This is a genomic window from Limobrevibacterium gyesilva (assembly GCF_025989185.1).
Classification (GTDB): Bacteria; Pseudomonadota; Alphaproteobacteria; order Acetobacterales; family Acetobacteraceae; genus Limobrevibacterium; species Limobrevibacterium gyesilva.
In genome coordinates, this window is record NZ_JAPDNT010000003.1 from 241045 (window position 1) to 256367 (window position 15323).

The 15323-nt window shown below is 66.2% G+C and carries 12 protein-coding genes; 4 read left to right on the forward strand and 8 right to left on the reverse strand.

The window, feature by feature from the left end; all coding sequences use genetic code 11:
- Positions 1-39: 39 nt before the first annotated feature.
- Both OL599_RS07130 and OL599_RS07135 read left to right on the forward strand, forming a co-directional pair.
- Positions 40-1131, forward strand: coding sequence for an LLM class flavin-dependent oxidoreductase (locus OL599_RS07130; RefSeq protein ID WP_264712977.1), 1092 nt, complete (start codon positions 40-42; stop codon positions 1129-1131).
- 14 nt (positions 1132-1145) lie between these two features.
- Complete coding sequence (locus OL599_RS07135) at positions 1146-2114, forward strand: D-2-hydroxyacid dehydrogenase (protein WP_264712978.1); 969 nt, start codon at positions 1146-1148, stop codon at positions 2112-2114.
- A 283-nt stretch (positions 2115-2397) separates the two neighbouring features.
- Here the strand turns inward: OL599_RS07135 and OL599_RS07140 are convergent, their stop codons facing one another.
- The 8 genes from OL599_RS07140 to OL599_RS07175 all read right to left on the reverse strand — a co-directional run bounded on the left by OL599_RS07140 (position 2398) and on the right by OL599_RS07175 (position 11457).
- Entirely contained in the window at positions 2398-3318 is a 921-nt protein-coding gene (locus OL599_RS07140) for an abortive infection family protein (protein WP_264712979.1), read from the reverse strand.
- Positions 3318-4124, reverse strand: coding sequence for a TIGR02391 family protein (locus OL599_RS07145; RefSeq protein WP_264712980.1), 807 nt, complete (start codon positions 4122-4124; stop codon positions 3318-3320). Before OL599_RS07145 ends, OL599_RS07140 begins: the two co-directional genes overlap by 1 nt.
- A 303-nt stretch (positions 4125-4427) precedes the next feature.
- Positions 4428-5251, reverse strand: a protein-coding gene (locus tag OL599_RS07150; protein WP_264712981.1) for an IS5 family transposase whose coding sequence is annotated in 2 segments (ribosomal slippage) — positions 4428-4900 and positions 4900-5251 — 825 coding nt in all. Because the reading frame shifts where the segments join, the coding sequence is not laid out codon by codon here.
- A 77-nt stretch (positions 5252-5328) separates the two neighbouring features.
- The gene (locus tag OL599_RS07155) at positions 5329-5934 is read right to left on the reverse strand and encodes a hypothetical protein (RefSeq protein ID WP_264712982.1); all 606 of its coding nucleotides are present in this window, start codon (positions 5932-5934) and stop codon (positions 5329-5331) included.
- 343 nt (positions 5935-6277) lie between these two features.
- Positions 6278-8074: a dipeptide ABC transporter ATP-binding protein gene (locus tag OL599_RS07160; RefSeq protein ID WP_264712983.1), complete on the reverse strand. Its 1797-nt coding sequence runs from the start codon at positions 8072-8074 to the stop codon at positions 6278-6280.
- The gene (locus tag OL599_RS07165) at positions 8071-8916 is read right to left on the reverse strand and encodes an ABC transporter permease (RefSeq protein WP_264712984.1); all 846 of its coding nucleotides are present in this window, start codon (positions 8914-8916) and stop codon (positions 8071-8073) included. Before OL599_RS07165 ends, OL599_RS07160 begins: the two co-directional genes overlap by 4 nt.
- Before the next feature lie 2 nt (positions 8917-8918).
- Positions 8919-9929, reverse strand: a complete 1011-nt coding sequence (locus OL599_RS07170; protein WP_264712985.1) for an ABC transporter permease — start codon at positions 9927-9929, stop codon at positions 8919-8921.
- A 10-nt stretch (positions 9930-9939) separates the two neighbouring features.
- Positions 9940-11457, reverse strand: a complete 1518-nt coding sequence (locus OL599_RS07175; protein WP_264712986.1) for an ABC transporter substrate-binding protein — start codon at positions 11455-11457, stop codon at positions 9940-9942.
- A 195-nt stretch (positions 11458-11652) separates the two neighbouring features.
- On the opposite strand from OL599_RS07175, the gene OL599_RS07180 reads away from it, so the two are divergent.
- Positions 11653-13803: an indolepyruvate ferredoxin oxidoreductase subunit alpha gene (locus tag OL599_RS07180; protein WP_264712987.1), complete on the forward strand. Its 2151-nt coding sequence runs from the start codon at positions 11653-11655 to the stop codon at positions 13801-13803.
- Between the two features lies 1 nt (position 13804).
- Positions 13805-15322, forward strand: a complete 1518-nt coding sequence (locus OL599_RS07185) for an indolepyruvate oxidoreductase subunit beta family protein (protein ID WP_264712989.1) — start codon at positions 13805-13807, stop codon at positions 15320-15322.
- The last annotated feature ends 1 nt before the right edge of the window (position 15323 follow it).

Below are 15323 nucleotides of genomic sequence, written 5' to 3' on the forward strand. Positions count from 1 at the left end.
AGATGTTGGAATGACCGTATAAGGGAAGGACGCTCGACAATGCCTTTGCACCCCATGCACGGCCCCAACCGTTTCAAGCTGGGCGTGTTCTCCGCCAACGCCGATGGCGGGCTGACGCTGACCCGGGTGAAGGAGCGCTGGCCGGCGACATGGCAGGGCATCGTCGAGGTCGCGCAGATGGCCGACCGTGCCGGCATCGAGTTCTTCCTGCCGATCGCCCGCTGGAAGGGGTTCGGCGGCGAGATGAATTCACGCGAGTGGAGCTTCGAGACGCTCACCTTCGCCGCCGCCCTCGCCGGCGTCACCGAGCGGATCGCCCTGTTCTCCACCGTGCACGTGCCCATGGTGCATCCGGTGTATGCCGCCAAGGCGCTGGCCACGATCGACCATGCCTCCAACGGCCGCGCCGGGCTCAACATCGTCTGCGGCTGGAACCCCGAGGAGTTCGACGCCTTCGGCCTGACCATGATCGAGGACCGCTACGCCCAGGGCCTGGAATGGTTCGAGATCATGAGCCGCATCCTGGCCGATACCGGCCCGTTCGACTTCGACGGCAAGTACTACAAGCTGAAGAACGTCTCCGGCCGGCCGGCGCCGGTGCAGCGGCCGCGGCCGGTGACGCTGAATGCCGCGTTCTCGCCCCCCGGCCGGGATTTCGCGGCGAAGGCCGCCGACTTCCTGTTCACCACCTTCACCGACATCGACAAGGGCCGCGCCCAGATCGACGACATCGCCGCGCGGGTGGCGAAGGAAGGCCGCGAGGTCGGCGTCTACACCACCACCCATGTGGTCTGCCGCCCAACCCAGGCCGAGGCCGAGGATTATTACGAACATTACGCCGTGACCATGCAGGACGGCGCGAGCGTCGACCACTACATGGGCGCCAAGGAGAAATTCTCCGGCTCGCACGATGCCGAGGCGTACCGCCTGCATCGCAAGCGCTTCGCCGGTGGCGCCGGCACCTATCCGCTGGTCGGCACGCCGCGCCACATCGCCGAGGAGATGGTGCGCATGGCCGCGGCCGGGTTCGCCGGCACGACCGTCAGTTTTGTGAATTTCAAGGACGAGCTGCCATACTTCATCGAATCCGTGCTGCCGCTGCTGCGGGACGCGGGATTGCGGGTGCAGTAACGGCAGGAGAAATCATGTTTCCGTCCAAGGATCGTCTGAACATCTGCTTCGCCCATGTCGCCTATCGGATGCAGGACCGTTTCGCGCTGCGGCAGGCCGGGATCGACAGCTTCGAGCTGCGCACCCGCGACGAGCTGGACGCGCGCATCGGCGACGCCGACGTGCTGGTGGTGTCCGGCCTGTGGCGCAACGAGCTGGTGGAGCGCGCAAGGCGGCTGCGCTTCATCCAGTCGATCGGCGCCGGCACCGACCAGTTCGATCGCGATCTGCTGGCCGCCCGCGGCATCCGGCTCGCCAGTGCTTCGGGCGTGAACGCGCGCGCGGTGTCGGAGCACGCGATGGCGCTGATCCTGGCCCTCAGCCGGCTATTGCCGGAAGCGCGCGACAACCAGGCCAAGCGGTTCTGGCGCGGCATGATCGGCGACCTCTGCCGGCGCGAGGACGAGCTTGGCGGCAAGACACTGCTGATCGTCGGCCTCGGCCGCATCGGCGGGCGTCTGGCGCAGCTTGTCAAGGCGTTCGACATGCGCGTGATCGGCCTGCGCCGCGATCCCGCTGCCGGCAGCAATGGCGCCGACGAGGTGCACGGCCTGGGCAAGCTGCATGACCTGCTGCCGCAGGCCGATTTCGTGGCACTGACGTGCCCGCTGACGCCTGAGACCGAGGGGCTGATCGGCACCGCCGCGCTCGCCGCGATGAAGCCGTCCTCGTATCTGGTGAATGTCGCGCGCGGCCGGTGCGTGGACGAGGCCGCGCTGATCCGGGCACTGACGGACAGGCGCATCGCCGGCGCCGGGATCGATGTCACGCATGAGGAACCGCTGCCGCAGGACTCACTGCTCTGGGCGCTGGAGAACGCGCTGATCACGCCGCACACGGCCGGTGAGACGCGGCGGTATGAGGACAACGTGCTCGACATCCTCATGGATAACCTCGACCGGCTCTGGCGCGGCGAGGCCGTGTTGCGCAATCAAGTCGTGTGATACCAGCGGTCCAGTTGGATGATCACGCTTCGACCCTTAGCGGAACATTAAAGCCAAGCGACCGAGCGGCAGTTGTTGGCCGAAAGCAGATAAGCAGCTTTCGGGAGTCGAAGCCGGAATTACAGACGTTCGCTTTTTGAGACAGGCCCAGCCCGGCCCAAATCGGGCATTCGCACCGGACTTCTGCACCGCGTAAGCCGCTGATCCAACGGGTCGGAGGCCTCGGGGCCAATTCTTAATATTTGCAACGTAAGCAGGTTGCCAATATTGCGGCCGCCTTGGCTTAAGCGCTGTCGTGATTGTCGGCGGACGCCTCGTGTGTCTCCCAGAGAAACACGCCAAGTGCCACGGCGACATTCACCGCCAGGCGGGCAACCCCGGCCGGTGGCGCAGACGTCTCGGGCGCACCGCCATGTCCCGTTCCGACCTGGCCCCGAAGCTCCGCGATCGAGTTGGTGATAGTCCCCAGGGCACCCAACATGGACCTCAGGGTGGCGTCGCTTTTAGGGTTTACCTTGAGAGACAGTGCCTCTCTCGTCAGGGACACCAGACCGGGGAAGTCCTCCTTGCCGGTGCGCGGCACCCGGCGTGCGTCGAGGATGCCCTTGCACAGGGACTCCACGAACTCCTTGCTGCTACCGATAGCCAAAGAGGCATCCGGCACAATGTTGGCCCGCATCCGGGTTATCTGGGCGGCCACGTGGCTGGAAGAGAGCGCGTCGGCAATCCGCCGGGCATCTGCAAGCGCGCCATCGGCACCCGCTAGCGCAAGCTCCGCAATGAATATCCGGCGGCCGGACATCGTTTCCCCCACGGCCAGACGATAACCGTCCGATGCGAGATACCGGTTGAAGCTGGCTACCATGTCGTCAACGTCCGCCTCGTCACGCACAACGGGGTGAACCATCTCACAGAGGAACTTGAGAAACGTCTCGTCGGGACCGTGCATTAGGTCGAGCCGATCGTCCGAGAACACCCAATCGTCTGGCCAATCCTCGGGATTGATGAGCCGGTGCCGCCAAACATCACCACTCATATCCGCGTGCCGGGAGTCGCTGGATGGGAGACTCGCCAGGTCGAAGATGCGAGATAGGAATTCGGCGTCGTCCAGCCTGCCAGCCCAAAACCATTTCCCCACTCGCAGAGAGTCGAAGATGGTCCGGCGTGTCGCCTCTGTGATATAATTTCGCTGACGCTGCTTCATCACACCCTCGGCGGCATGGTCGCGCCATCAAGGCGACGATGGAATAGCGACACCATCGACATGATGTCCTCGGCATCCTGCTGGCTCATGGGCCAATGGATGCGGGCCTCGTGAGCAGTTGGGTTCCGGAACATCCCTACCGCGCCAGTCAAGAGGTTCACGAATCCCTTTTGCTCATCCCTCTGGCTCTTGGTCTGCCTTGGGTTGATGGCAAGCATGGGGGTCTCGCCTCCCAGGACGAAGCTCACAAGCTCCCCTCCGTCCGTCGTGAGGCCCGTGCTCTTGCGGAGCCTGTCCATCACGCTCTTCACTGCTTCCTGGACGGCATGGAAGTAGTCGTCCACCAACCACTCGGCTGCACAAAACCGAAGCACCTCTGGGTGGACATTCCGGCGCTCCAGGCCGGCCCGCATGGACCGTGCCCGATTCTCGGCCTGGCTCAGGGTCGTCGCGGCCTCGGCCGTCTCCACCTTGCCCTCTTCCGTGCATTGGAGACCGGCCAGGAGGAGGGCTTGGTTCAGCCGGTAGCGCATCGCCTCGTGACGGCCGGGGTTAGAAAGATGGTTGGCCGGTGCCATCGCCTCCCGGATGAATTGCAGGATGGCCCTCCGCTCCTGCGTCGCGTTTTGCTTGCCGACGAAAGCTATCTGAAGTCGCTTCCACTTCGTTATGTTCATGCCGGGGGATACGGGATCGAAGTCGCCCATCTTACAGATACGCAAGAGATGGCCGATTTCACTCCCGGTTAGACCTTCATCGGCCAACGCGCGGGCGATGGAATCGAGATGAGACTGCTCGAATAACATAGTGCCTTCTTATCATGCTGCCGCCTGGCGGTGAATGTCGCCGTGGATGTGGGTGTAGGAGGCGGCGCGGCATAGCCAAAGGCAAACTGGATCAGCACGCGCCATAAGCCTTGCACGACTGCGGCCCACCGTGCCGTAATCGCAGCCTGGACCAGAGCTGGAAAACAATGGCCAAAAAGTCGCTAACCCGGACATCGTCTGTTGCGGTTACGGACCCAAAGAAGATTGTTTCCCTTTTTACGAACGCCTTGGCAAACGTGAGAGAGGACGCTCAGTGTCTGACCCAGAATGGCGCATTGAGTATCAAGCTCTTGCGAGTGCGCGCGTGAGCCGTCGGACGTGGGCGACGAGCGTCCATGCCGTTGAGCTTTCGATTGTCGTCTCGAAGTCTTTTGCGAGCCTGCGGCATCTGCCGAGCCAGGCGAAGGTTCGCTCCACGACCCAGCGTCGAGGCAAAACCTCAAAGCCCTGCGCGGTGTCGGAGCGTTTGATGATCTGCACCGTCCAGCGTCCCAGCGCGGCCAGGGCGTTGCGCAGCTTGTCGCCGGCATAGCCAGCGTCAGCGAAGATATGTTGCAGCCAGGGATAGAGCCGGCGAATGGACGCCAACACGGCAACCGCACCATCACGATCCTGGATGCTGGCGATATGCATGATCAGTCCGACCAGAAGCCCCGCAGTGTCGGCGACGATATGGCGCTTGCGGCCTTTGACCTTCTTGCCGGCGTCGTATCCATGAGGGCCGCCGCTCTCCGTGGTCTTCACCGACTGGCTTCGATCATCCCGGCCGTCGGGCTCGGCTCGCGCCCGGCCTTCTCGCGCGATGCCATGACCAGGGCATGATTGATAGCGTTCCACCTCCCCTCGCGCACCCACTGATAGAAGTAGCCTTGAACGGTCGAATAAGGCGGAAACTCCTTCGGCAGTTGCCGCCATTGGCAGCCGGTCGAGGCGATGTAGAACATCGCGTTGACGACGCTTCGCAGATCAACCGAACGCGGCCGGCCAAGACGGTGTTCAGCAGGCATGAAGGGCGCGATCAATACCCATTCCGCGTCCTTCAGGTCGCTTGCGTAGCGCAGACCGTCCCGCCGATACTGCGGGCGGGTGATTTCAGTCCAGGGCATCCGTGGCTCCGTCGTGTCTCGCAAACCAACGGAATCACAACCAACTGAAATCACTCAACCCTTTTCCAGTCAGACACTCAGGTTTCGAGGGAAAAAAGCCGGCCCAAAGCAGGGCCGATAGCGCGATCAATAACGGCTTTTACGACACCTCGAAACTGCTGCGCGGTGAGGGACCGCTGAAGTGAGGAAAGCCTATTGTCGATTCCGAATTCCGTCCGTACATCATCGATATCGGTGCCTCGACTTCGGCGAACGGCTTCAGTTATGATATCAAGGTCTCGTCTCATGATGTTCTCGTTCGATAATCTAGCCCCGTCCAGCGGTATGTAAATTCCGCGACCTTCTTGTACAATATTGAATGGATTGAAGAATACTATTGCTGTTGCGTGCGGAGTAATCAGGTCGGTGCGAATGTGTTGTCGTATCTCTTGTGATAGTGCATGGCTTCTGTCATCATCCCGCCAGCCTCGACCGTCGACCGCTGTTGGCGGAATTGACTTTGCAAATCCGATACAGTGCCAATCCTCCCCAGCGGTTCTGTCGATATAGTCCGCATATAAATCGAAGAATTGTCGGTCATCCTGTTTACGTCCAGTGAAAAGAAAGGCCCATAGACCAATTTTAAGGCTTCTCCGCTGTGCTCTAAGTTTGCTTTCATACCTATCTAAGTCAGGGCCGAACATAGCTCTTTCACCACCTCATTCCTCTGTTCAACAGCGTATCGCCCGGATGAGGTCAGGTCTAGCGTACTGCGATGGTCGAATACCGCTCTACGCCCGGCTCGAGCTGAATGACCTCGGCTACTGCCATATGGGGCCTGGCTCAAACTACTTGGCCACTGCTCGTTCCGAAGCTTGGATGATTCGAACAGCTTTCCGAATAAGAGCAGCGGAATCGCGAACGGCCGGTCCCAGACGAGAAGACGGAAGCGGGAATGACCGCCATGGGCGCAAAGCGGTCACCGGAAAGGGTCGCTGACCTGAACGCACCCGCGGCCGCGAGGTGGGGCCCTCGGGTCCCCTTCCGTCAGAGTTCCGCCGGAACCGCAGCCAGCAAGGTCCGCGTGTAATCGTGCTGCGGCGCGGCGAACACCGCTTCCGTCGCGCCCTGCTCCACGATCTCGCCGCGATACATCACCAGCACGCGGTCGCACAGATGCCGCACCACCGACAGGTCGTGCGAGATGAACAGCATGGCGAAATCCAGCTCCTGCCGCAGGCGTTGCAGCAAAGTCAGCATCTGCGCCTGCACGGACACGTCGAGGCCCGAGACGATCTCGTCGGCCACCAGCAGCTTCGGCACGGTGCACAGCGCGCGGGCGATGTTCACGCGCTGGCGCTGGCCGCCGGAGAGTTGCGACGGCGTGCGCGTGGCCATTTCCGGCGACAGGCCCATCTCCGCCAGCAATTCGCCCGCCCGCCGCTCGCGCGCATCGCGGCTGACACGCTGGCCCCCCGCCTCCAGCGCCTGGGTCACGATGGCGCCCACGCGGCGGCGCGGGTTCAGTGCGGATTGCGGGTCCTGGAACACCATCTGCGCCATGCGGATGCGATGCTGGCGCGCCGCCTCGGTTCCGATGGTGACGTCCTGGCCGGCCAGCATGATGCGTCCGGCGGACGGACTCTCCAGCCCCATCAGCAGGCGGCCGAGCGTGCTCTTGCCGCTGCCGCTCTCGCCGACCACGGCCACGAACTCGCCGGCACCGATGCGGAAGCTCACGTCGCGCACCGCCAGGGTGGCGGACCGGCGGAACAGGCTGCCGGAGGTGAAGCGCTTGGACAGGCCGGCGACTTCCAGCAGCGGCTTCTGGCCGCGGTGTGGCGCCGGCGGACGCCGCGCGTCGCCGACATCGATGCTCGCGGTCAGCTCGCTGCGCAGGCACGCGGCCTTGTGGCCGTCGCCGGCCAGCGGCGGATCGAGGCTGCGGCATTCGTCTGCCGCCACCGGGCAGCGCGGCGCGAAGCGGCAGCCGGCGATCCCGGTCAGCGCGCGCAGTCCCGGCATCTGCTCCGGCAGCGCGTACAGCGCGCGCCGCGCCCCGCGCATGCTGGGATTGGCCAGTTGCAGGCAGCGCGTGTAGGGATGCGACGGCAGGCCGAACACCTTGCGCGCGGGCCCCTGCTCCACCACGGCGCCCGCGTACAGCACGCAGATGTCGTCGCAGATCCGGGCGGCCAGGCGCAGGTCGTGGGTGATGAACAGCACGGCGGTGCCGTCGCGACGCTGCAGTTCGGCCATCAGTTCCATGATGTGGGCCTGGATGGTGACGTCCAGTGCCGTGGTGGGCTCGTCGGCCACGACCAGGCGGGGATGGCTGGCGAAGGCCATGGCGATCAGCACGCGCTGGCACATGCCGCCCGACAACTGGTGCGGATAGCGGCGCAACAGGTCCCCAGCCTCCGGCAGGTGCACCGCTTCCAGGGCCGTGACCGCGCGGGCATGACGCTCCTGCCGGCCGGTCATGCCGAGATGCACGAAATGCTCGTCCATCTGCGCGCCGATGGTCAGCACCGGGTTCAGCGCGGTCAGCGGCTCCTGCGGAATGAAAGCGATGTCGCGGCCCAACAGCCCCCGCCTGCGCGCCGGCGCCATGCGCACCAGGTCGCGGCCGTCGAACATCAGGCTGCCGGAGGTGACGGAGAAGCCGGGCGGCAGCAGCTGCGCCACGGTGCGGCCGATCATCGACTTGCCGGCGCCGGACTCGCCCACCAGCCCCAGCACCTTGCCGGGTTCCAGCGCCAGGTTCAGCCTGCGCAGCACCGGCACCGCCTGCCCGTCCAGCGACACCGACACCGACAGGTCGCGCGCTTCCAGCAGGCTCATTCCCGGCCCTCGACCATGCGCACATCGAGGCTGCGCCGCAGCCCGTCGCCGAGCATGTTGAACCCGGCCACGGTGATGAAGATGGCGGCCACCGGGGCCAGCAGGTTCCACGGCGCCTGATAGATCGCCTCGCGCCCGTCGGCGATCATCTGGCCCCAGGCGATCTGGCTGGACTTCACGCCCAGGCCGACGAAGGACAGGATCGCCTCCACCACCACGGCGATGCCCATCTCCAGCGTCAGCAGCGTCACCAGCAAGGGGATGGTCGCGGGCACGATCTCCCGCGTCACCGTCCGCCAGTGCGAGAACCCGACCAGGCGCGCCGCCGCCACGTAGTCGCGCCGCGCCACCACCAGCACCTCGCTGCGCAGCACGCGGCAGAACCGCGTCCAGTCCACCAGCACGATGGCGAGGATCACGTTGCTGGCGCCGGTGCCCAGCCCGGTCATCAGGATCAGCGACAGGATGACCGGCGGAAACGACATCCACACGTCGACGGCGCGGCCGATCAGCCAATCCGCCCAGCCGCCGAGATAGCCGGCGACATAGGCCAGCACGCTGCCCACGGCCATGGCGCCGAACGACGCCACCAGCGCCACCGTCATCGCCACCCGCGCGCCGAACATCAGGCGCGACAGCACATCGCGCCCCAGCCCGTCCGTGCCCAGCAGATGGGCGGGATCGCCGCCGGCCTGCCAGGCCGCCGGCAGCAAGGTGGCCAGCAGGTCCTGCTCGTCGGGATCGTGCGGGGCCAGCAGCGGCGCGAACAGCGCGCAACTCAACACCGCGAGCACGATCAGCAGGCCAACGATCACCCGGCCCGAGCGCAACCAGCGCGGCATGCTCAGCGCTTCCTCAACCGCGGGTTCAGCACGAGGTACAGGCCGTCGACCAAAGAATTGATCAGCAGCACCACGACGCAATAGGTGAGCCCGACCAGCTGGATGATCGGCAGGTCGGCATTGCGCACGGCATCGACCATCAGGTTGCCCATGCCGGGGTAGGAATAGATCACCTCGACCAGCAGCGAGCCGCCGAACAGGAAGCCGAACTGCACGCCCATCAGCGTCAGCGTGGGCAGGATCGCGTTCTTCAGGGCGTGGCGCAGCAGGATGCGGGTTTCCGACACGCCGCGCAGCCGGGCCTGACGGATATAGTCCTCATGGTACACATCCAGCAGCGAGGACCGCAGCACGCGCATGATGGGTGGCGCGAAGGCCAGGCCCAGCGCCACCGCCGGCAGCAGCAGATGCACCGCGGCACTCCGGAACACGTCGACCCGGCCCACCAGCAGCGCGTCGAGTAGCAGGAAGCCGGTGACCACCGGCCGCTCCAGCCCGGGGTCCAGCCGCCCGGTAAAGGGCATGGCCTGCAGCAGCACGCCGAAGACGAAGATGAACAGCAGCGCCCACAGGAACTCGGGGATCGACATCAGCAGCGTGGTGCCGGTCTCCGCCACCGCCTCGGCGGCGCGGCCGCGCAGGCTGAACAGCAGCAACCCGCCGGCGAGGCCCAGGACCGAGGCGACGACCATGGCGCAGACGGCAAGCTCGATCGTGCCCGGCAGCGTCTGGCCGATCAGCGGCAGCACATCGCGGCGCAGATGGATGGAGCGGCCGAAATCGCCGTGCACGGCGTGGCCCAGCCAGATCGCGTATTGCTCGGGCAGCGGACGGTCGAGGCCCATCTGCCGGCGCGCGCCCTCGATCTCGTCGCGCGTCGCGTTGGGCGGCATCGACATCGCCGCGGGATCGACGGGCAGCACGCGCAGCGCGACGAACAGCAGGACGGAGACGACCAGCAGGATCGGCACCGCCACCAGCAGACGCCGGCCGAGTGTGGCCAGCAGGATCATGGGCGCGCGGTCAGGACCAGCTCATCGTCTGGCCCAGCAGCCAGCCGTTGCCATAGGGCGTGTAGTTCAGGGACTTCTTGCGCACCAGCGTCTGCACGCTCTGCAGCAGCGGCAGGGTGGCGCCCATCTCGGCCGCCTCGCGGTTCAGCGCGCGCCAGCCGGCGATGCGCGCGGTCTCGTCGGCCACGTTGAACTGGTCGATGACCTTCTGGCCGAGGCCCATGTCCTTCCACGGCGAGAACGGCAGCTTCGGGTTCAGCAGATAGCCGGTATAGATCTCCGGATCGCCGGTGGCGTTGTCGAACGAGTACAGCGTGGCCTCGGGCAGCTTGTTGCCGCGGTTCAGCTCGAAATACTTGGCGTATTCGATCACTTCCAGCGTCGCCTCGATGCCCACCTTCTTCCACATCTGCACGATGGCGCGGGCCATGTCGTAGTCGCTGGGGAACTGGCCGTTGGTGCTGGCCATGCGGATCTTCGCCGGCTTGTCCGGGCCGAAGCCGGACTTGGCGAGCAGCTGCTTCGCCAACTCGGGGTCATAGGCGAAGCTGTAGTCGTCGAGATAGCCGGGGCTGCCGGGCGTCGCGGGCACCGACAGCGGCACCGCGGCACCGGCGTAGAAGGCCTGGCTCAGCGCCTTCTTGTCGATGGCGTGGTGGGCGGCGAGACGGATGTTCTGGTCGGCGAAGCCTTCGTCGTTGCGCACCTGCAGCAGGATCACGCGGGTGATCGGGTTCAGCTCGGCGGCGAGGTTCGGCATGGCCTTCAGCCGCGCCACCTCGCGCACCGGCACGCCGACGGTGATGTCCACCTGGCCGGACTGCACCGCGGCGACGCGCGCCGAAGGGTCCTTGATGATCTCGATGGTCACCCGCCGCAGCTTCGGCTTGGGGCCCCAATAGGCGTCGTTGCGCTCGAGCACGATGCGCGCGTTCAGCTGGTATTCGGCCAGCTTGTAGGGGCCTGTGCCGACCGGTTTGGCGCTGAAGCCCTCGACGCCGACCTTCTCCATATAGGCCTTGGGCACCATGAAGCTGCCGAGAAAGGCGAGCCACACCGGCACGGTCGGGGCCGGGCTGTCGAAGCGCATGATCGCGGTCGTGGGCGTCGGCGTCTCGATATCCGTCACCTTGCGGAAGGATTGCGCGATGTCGACCTTGTGCCCGGCCTTGATGCGCTCGAAGAAGGTCCAGCGGAAATCGGCGCTGGTCATGCGATCGCCGTTGTGGAACAGCACGTCGTCGCGGAATTCGAGCTTGAGGCTGCGCGCGTCGGCGGCCATCTCCCATTTGCTGACCAGGTTCGCGACCAGCTTCAGCTTCGGGTCCTGGTCCAGCGGCTGGTCGAACACCATCTTGAAGATGGCCTGGGCATCCGGGGTGAATCGCTGGTTGGGGTCCCACGAAGTGACATCGCTGGGCCAGCCGATGGTCACGCCGTCGGCTTCCGCCGCCTGCGCCGGCATCGCACCGGCCAAGGCGCCAACGGCGGCGGTTTGCAGCAATGTCCTGCGCGACAGATCGACCATAGCCACCCCCGGTTTCGTCCATCCTCGGCAGATACTTTATGGTTAAAAAATTGACCGGGGAACCGGAAAAATGCGCCCCGCTTGCGACCGGCCGCCAGTTCGGCAGACACTGCGCGGGCGGGCGCGGCGGTTCGTTGACACGAAAACCTTTCAGGCTTCAAATATTCCAGCCGAACCGCACAGGAGGTTGCTGCCATGGCCGAGCGGTCTTTCGCGCGTGAGGTTCAGGACCTCCGCCTTGGCGCCGGCGAGGAGTTTCGCGGCGAGGGGATCCTGGCCGTCACCAAGGCGCTGCTGCAATCCGGCGTCGGCTATGTCGCGGGATACCAGGGCGCGCCGATCTCGCATCTGATGGACGTGCTGTCGGACGCGCAAGGCATCCTGGGCGAGCTCGGCGTGCATTTCGAGACCAGCGCCAGCGAGGCCGCGGCCGCCTCCACGCTGGCGGCATCGGTGATGTACCCGATCCGTGGCGCGGTGACGTGGAAGTCCACCGCCGGCACCAACGTCGCCTGCGACGCGCTGTCCAACCTCGCTTCCGGCGGGGTGACCGGCGGCGCTCTGATCATCATCGGCGAGGATTACGGCGAAGGCTCCTCGATCATGCAGGAGCGCACGCACGCCTTCGCCATGAAGTCGCAGATGTGGCTGCTGGACCCCCGCCCCAACCTGGAGAGCATTGTCCGCGCGGTGGAAGACGGGTTCCAGCTCTCGGAGGTCAGCAACACCCCGGTGATGCTGGAGATGCGCATCCGCGCCTGCCATGTGCATGGCAGCTTTATCGCCAAGGACAACCGCCCGCCGCCGTTCACGGTGCAGCAGGCGCTGGAGAACCCGGCGCGCGACGTGAACCGCATCGTGCTGCCGCCCGCGTCGTTCATGCACGAGCAGGACAAGGTCAAGCGCCGCTGGCCCGCGGCGGTGAAGTTCATCAAGGAGCGCGGGCTGAACGAGACGATGCCGGGCGATGTCGAGGAACTCGGCATCATCCTGCAGGGCGGCATGTACAACGGCGTGATCCGCGCGCTGCAGCTGCTGGGCCTCGCCGATGTGTGGGGCAGCACGCGCATTCCCCTGCATGTGCTGAACGTCACTTATCCGCTGGTGGACGACGACCTGGCGGCGTTCTGCCGCGGCAAGCAGGCCGTGCTGATGGTGGAGGAAGGCCAGCCCGAATTCATCGAGCAGGCGCTGCACGCCATCCTGCGCAAGGCCGGCGTATCAACGGTGCTGTCCGGCAAGGACGTGCTGCCGATGGCCGGCGAATACACCGCGCTGGTGCTGCTGGACGGCATCCGCGCCTTCGTCGCCGCGCAGATGCCGTCGCTGCTGGCCGAGGTCCGCACGCCGCCCGATCCGCGCCCGGTCCTGGCCGACGCGAAAGTGCAGGCGCTGGCCGGCGTGGTGCCGCCGCGCCCGCCCAGTTTCTGCACAGGATGCCCGGAACGGCCGATCTTCTCCGCCATGTCGCTGGTGGAGAAGGAACTGGGGTCGCACCACATCGCCTGCGACATCGGTTGCCATCTGTTCTCGATCAACCCGCCGTTCAATCTCGGCTCCACCACCATGGGCTACGGGCTCGGCCCGTCGTCGGCCGCCGCGTTCCAGGTGAAGGCGGAGAAGCGGCCGATCGCGGTGATGGGCGACGGCGGGTTCTGGCACAACGGCCTGTTGAGCGGCGTGGGCAACGCCGTGTTCAACAAGCATGACGGGGTGGTGGTGGTGGTGGACAACCACTACTCGGCCGCCACCGGCGGACAGGACATCCTGTCCTCGCGCGCCGACAACGCATCGCGCAGCACCAAGCACCCGATCGAGGATGCGGTGCGCGGCGTCGGCGCCACCTGGGTGCGGCGCATCGACAACACCTATTCGGTGGCGAAGATGCGCGACACGCTGAAAGAAGCGCTGACCACGAACGCCGAGGGGCCGAAGATCATCATCGCCTCTTCCGAGTGCATGCTGAATCGGCAGCGGCGCGAGCGGCCGCTGTTCAACGCCGCGGTCAAGCGCGGCGCGCGGATGGTGCGGCCGCGCTTCGGCGTGGACGAGGATGTGTGCACCGGCGACCACGCCTGCATCCGCCTGTCCGGCTGCCCGTCGCTGTCGGTGAAGCAATCCGACGATCCGCTGAAGGAGGACCCGGTTGCCGCCATCGACAACACCTGCGTGGGCTGCGGCAATTGCGGCGAAGTGGCGGAAGCGGCCGTGCTGTGCCCATCCTTCTACCGTGCGGACATCGTGCACAATCCCACGGGCTGGGACCGTTTCGCCGCACGGCTGCGCGGCGCCGTGATCGGCTTCCTGCAGCGCCGGCGCGACTCCCGCCGGCTGGCGCTGGCCTGACATGGATCTCGTCTCGCTCGCCAACGACCGGCCGATCTGCATCGCCATCATGGCGATGGGCGGCCAGGGCGGCGGCGTTCTGGCCGACTGGATCGTGGCGATGGCGGAGGCGCAGGGCTGGGTGGCGCAGTCCACCTCGGTGCCCGGCGTGGCGCAGCGCACCGGGGCCACGATCTATTACGTCGAGCTGATCCGGCCGCAGCGCAACCATGCGCCGGTGCTGTCGCTGATGCCCGTGCCCGGCGACGTGGACGTAGTGATCGCCGCCGAATTGATGGAGGCCGGGCGCGCCATCCAGCGCGGACTGGTCTCGCCGGACCGCACCACGCTGATCGCCTCCTCGCACCGTTCCTATGCGGTGACGGAGAAGGCCAAGCCGGGCGACGGCACCGCCGATCCCACGCAGGTGCTGGAAACCGCGCAGGCGGTGTCGCAGCGTTTCGTCTGTGCCGACATGCAGCGTCTCGCCGAGCAGAGCGGCAGCGTGATCTCGTCTTCGCTGTTCGGCGCGCTGGCCGGCAGCGGCGCCCTGCCCTTCGCGCGCGCGGCGTTCGAGGCGACGATCGAGGCCAGCGGCGTCGGCGTCGAGGCCAGCCTGAAGGCATTCGGCGCCGGTTTCGGCGCGGTGCAGGTGCCGGATCGCCCCGCCGAGCCGCCCGCTCCGGCGCCCGCGCAAGCGACCGGCGGCAACCCGCGCGACCGCGCGGAACTGGCGCGGGCGCTGCGGCGGATCGAGACGGAGTTCCCCGCGGACGCGCACGACATGCTGCGCGTGGGCCTGCGGCGGCTGGTGGACTACCAGGACGTTGCCTATGCGCATGAATATCTCGACCGCCTGGCGCCGCTCACGGCGCTGGACGTTGGCGCCGATCACACGCTGACGGTGGAAGCGGCGAAGCAGGTCGCCGTGGCCATGGCCTATGACGACGTCATCCGTGTCGCCGACCTCAAGACCCGCGGCAGCCGCTTCGATCGCGTGCGCACCGAGGTGGTGGCCCGTGCCGACCAGATCGTGGACACCACCGAGTTCATGCATCCGCGCGTGCAGGAAATCTGCGCGACTTTGCCGGCGCGGCTGGGGCGTGCGGTGGAGGGCTCGGCGTTCCTCACCGGCCTGTTGCGGCGCCTGTTTGAGCATGGGCGGCGCGTGCGCACCACGCATGTCAGCGGCTTCCTGCCGCTTTATGTCATCGCCGGGCTGCGTCGCTGGCGTCGGTCGCTGCTGCGCCATCAGCGCGAGGAGGCGCATATCCGCGCCTGGCTCGACCTGGTGGCCGCGCAGGTCCCGCAGGACTACCGGCTGGCCGTCGAGCTGCTGAAATGCCGGCGCCTGGTGAAGGGCTACAGCGACACGCACGCCCGCGGGCACAGCAAGTTCGACAAGGTGATGGGCGCCACCACGATGCTGGCGGGGCGCGCCGATGCGGCCGACTGGATCCGCCGCCTGCGCGACGCGGCCCTGGCCGACGAGGACGGCAAGATGCTGGACGGTGCGCTCGCCACCGTCGCGACATTATAGG

What these genes read in the sequence shown, in the direction of transcription:
- OL599_RS07180 (WP_264712987.1), top strand. Translation starts at nt 11,653, where the DNA reads ATGGCCGAGCGGTCTTTCGCGCGTGAGGTTCAGGACCTCCGCCTTGGC.
- OL599_RS07155 (WP_264712982.1), bottom strand. Translation starts at nt 5,934, where the DNA reads ATGTTCGGCCCTGACTTAGATAGGTATGAAAGCAAACTTAGAGCACAG.
- OL599_RS07130 (WP_264712977.1), top strand. Translation starts at nt 40, where the DNA reads ATGCCTTTGCACCCCATGCACGGCCCCAACCGTTTCAAGCTGGGCGTG.
- OL599_RS07140 (WP_264712979.1), bottom strand. Translation starts at nt 3,318, where the DNA reads ATGAAGCAGCGTCAGCGAAATTATATCACAGAGGCGACACGCCGGACC.
- OL599_RS07135 (WP_264712978.1), top strand. Translation starts at nt 1,146, where the DNA reads ATGTTTCCGTCCAAGGATCGTCTGAACATCTGCTTCGCCCATGTCGCC.
- OL599_RS07170 (WP_264712985.1), bottom strand. Translation starts at nt 9,929, where the DNA reads ATGATCCTGCTGGCCACACTCGGCCGGCGTCTGCTGGTGGCGGTGCCG.
- OL599_RS07175 (WP_264712986.1), bottom strand. Translation starts at nt 11,457, where the DNA reads ATGGTCGATCTGTCGCGCAGGACATTGCTGCAAACCGCCGCCGTTGGC.
- OL599_RS07145 (WP_264712980.1), bottom strand. Translation starts at nt 4,124, where the DNA reads ATGTTATTCGAGCAGTCTCATCTCGATTCCATCGCCCGCGCGTTGGCC.
- OL599_RS07185 (WP_264712989.1), top strand. Translation starts at nt 13,805, where the DNA reads ATGGATCTCGTCTCGCTCGCCAACGACCGGCCGATCTGCATCGCCATC.
- OL599_RS07160 (WP_264712983.1), bottom strand. Translation starts at nt 8,074, where the DNA reads ATGAGCCTGCTGGAAGCGCGCGACCTGTCGGTGTCGGTGTCGCTGGAC.
- OL599_RS07165 (WP_264712984.1), bottom strand. Translation starts at nt 8,916, where the DNA reads ATGCCGCGCTGGTTGCGCTCGGGCCGGGTGATCGTTGGCCTGCTGATC.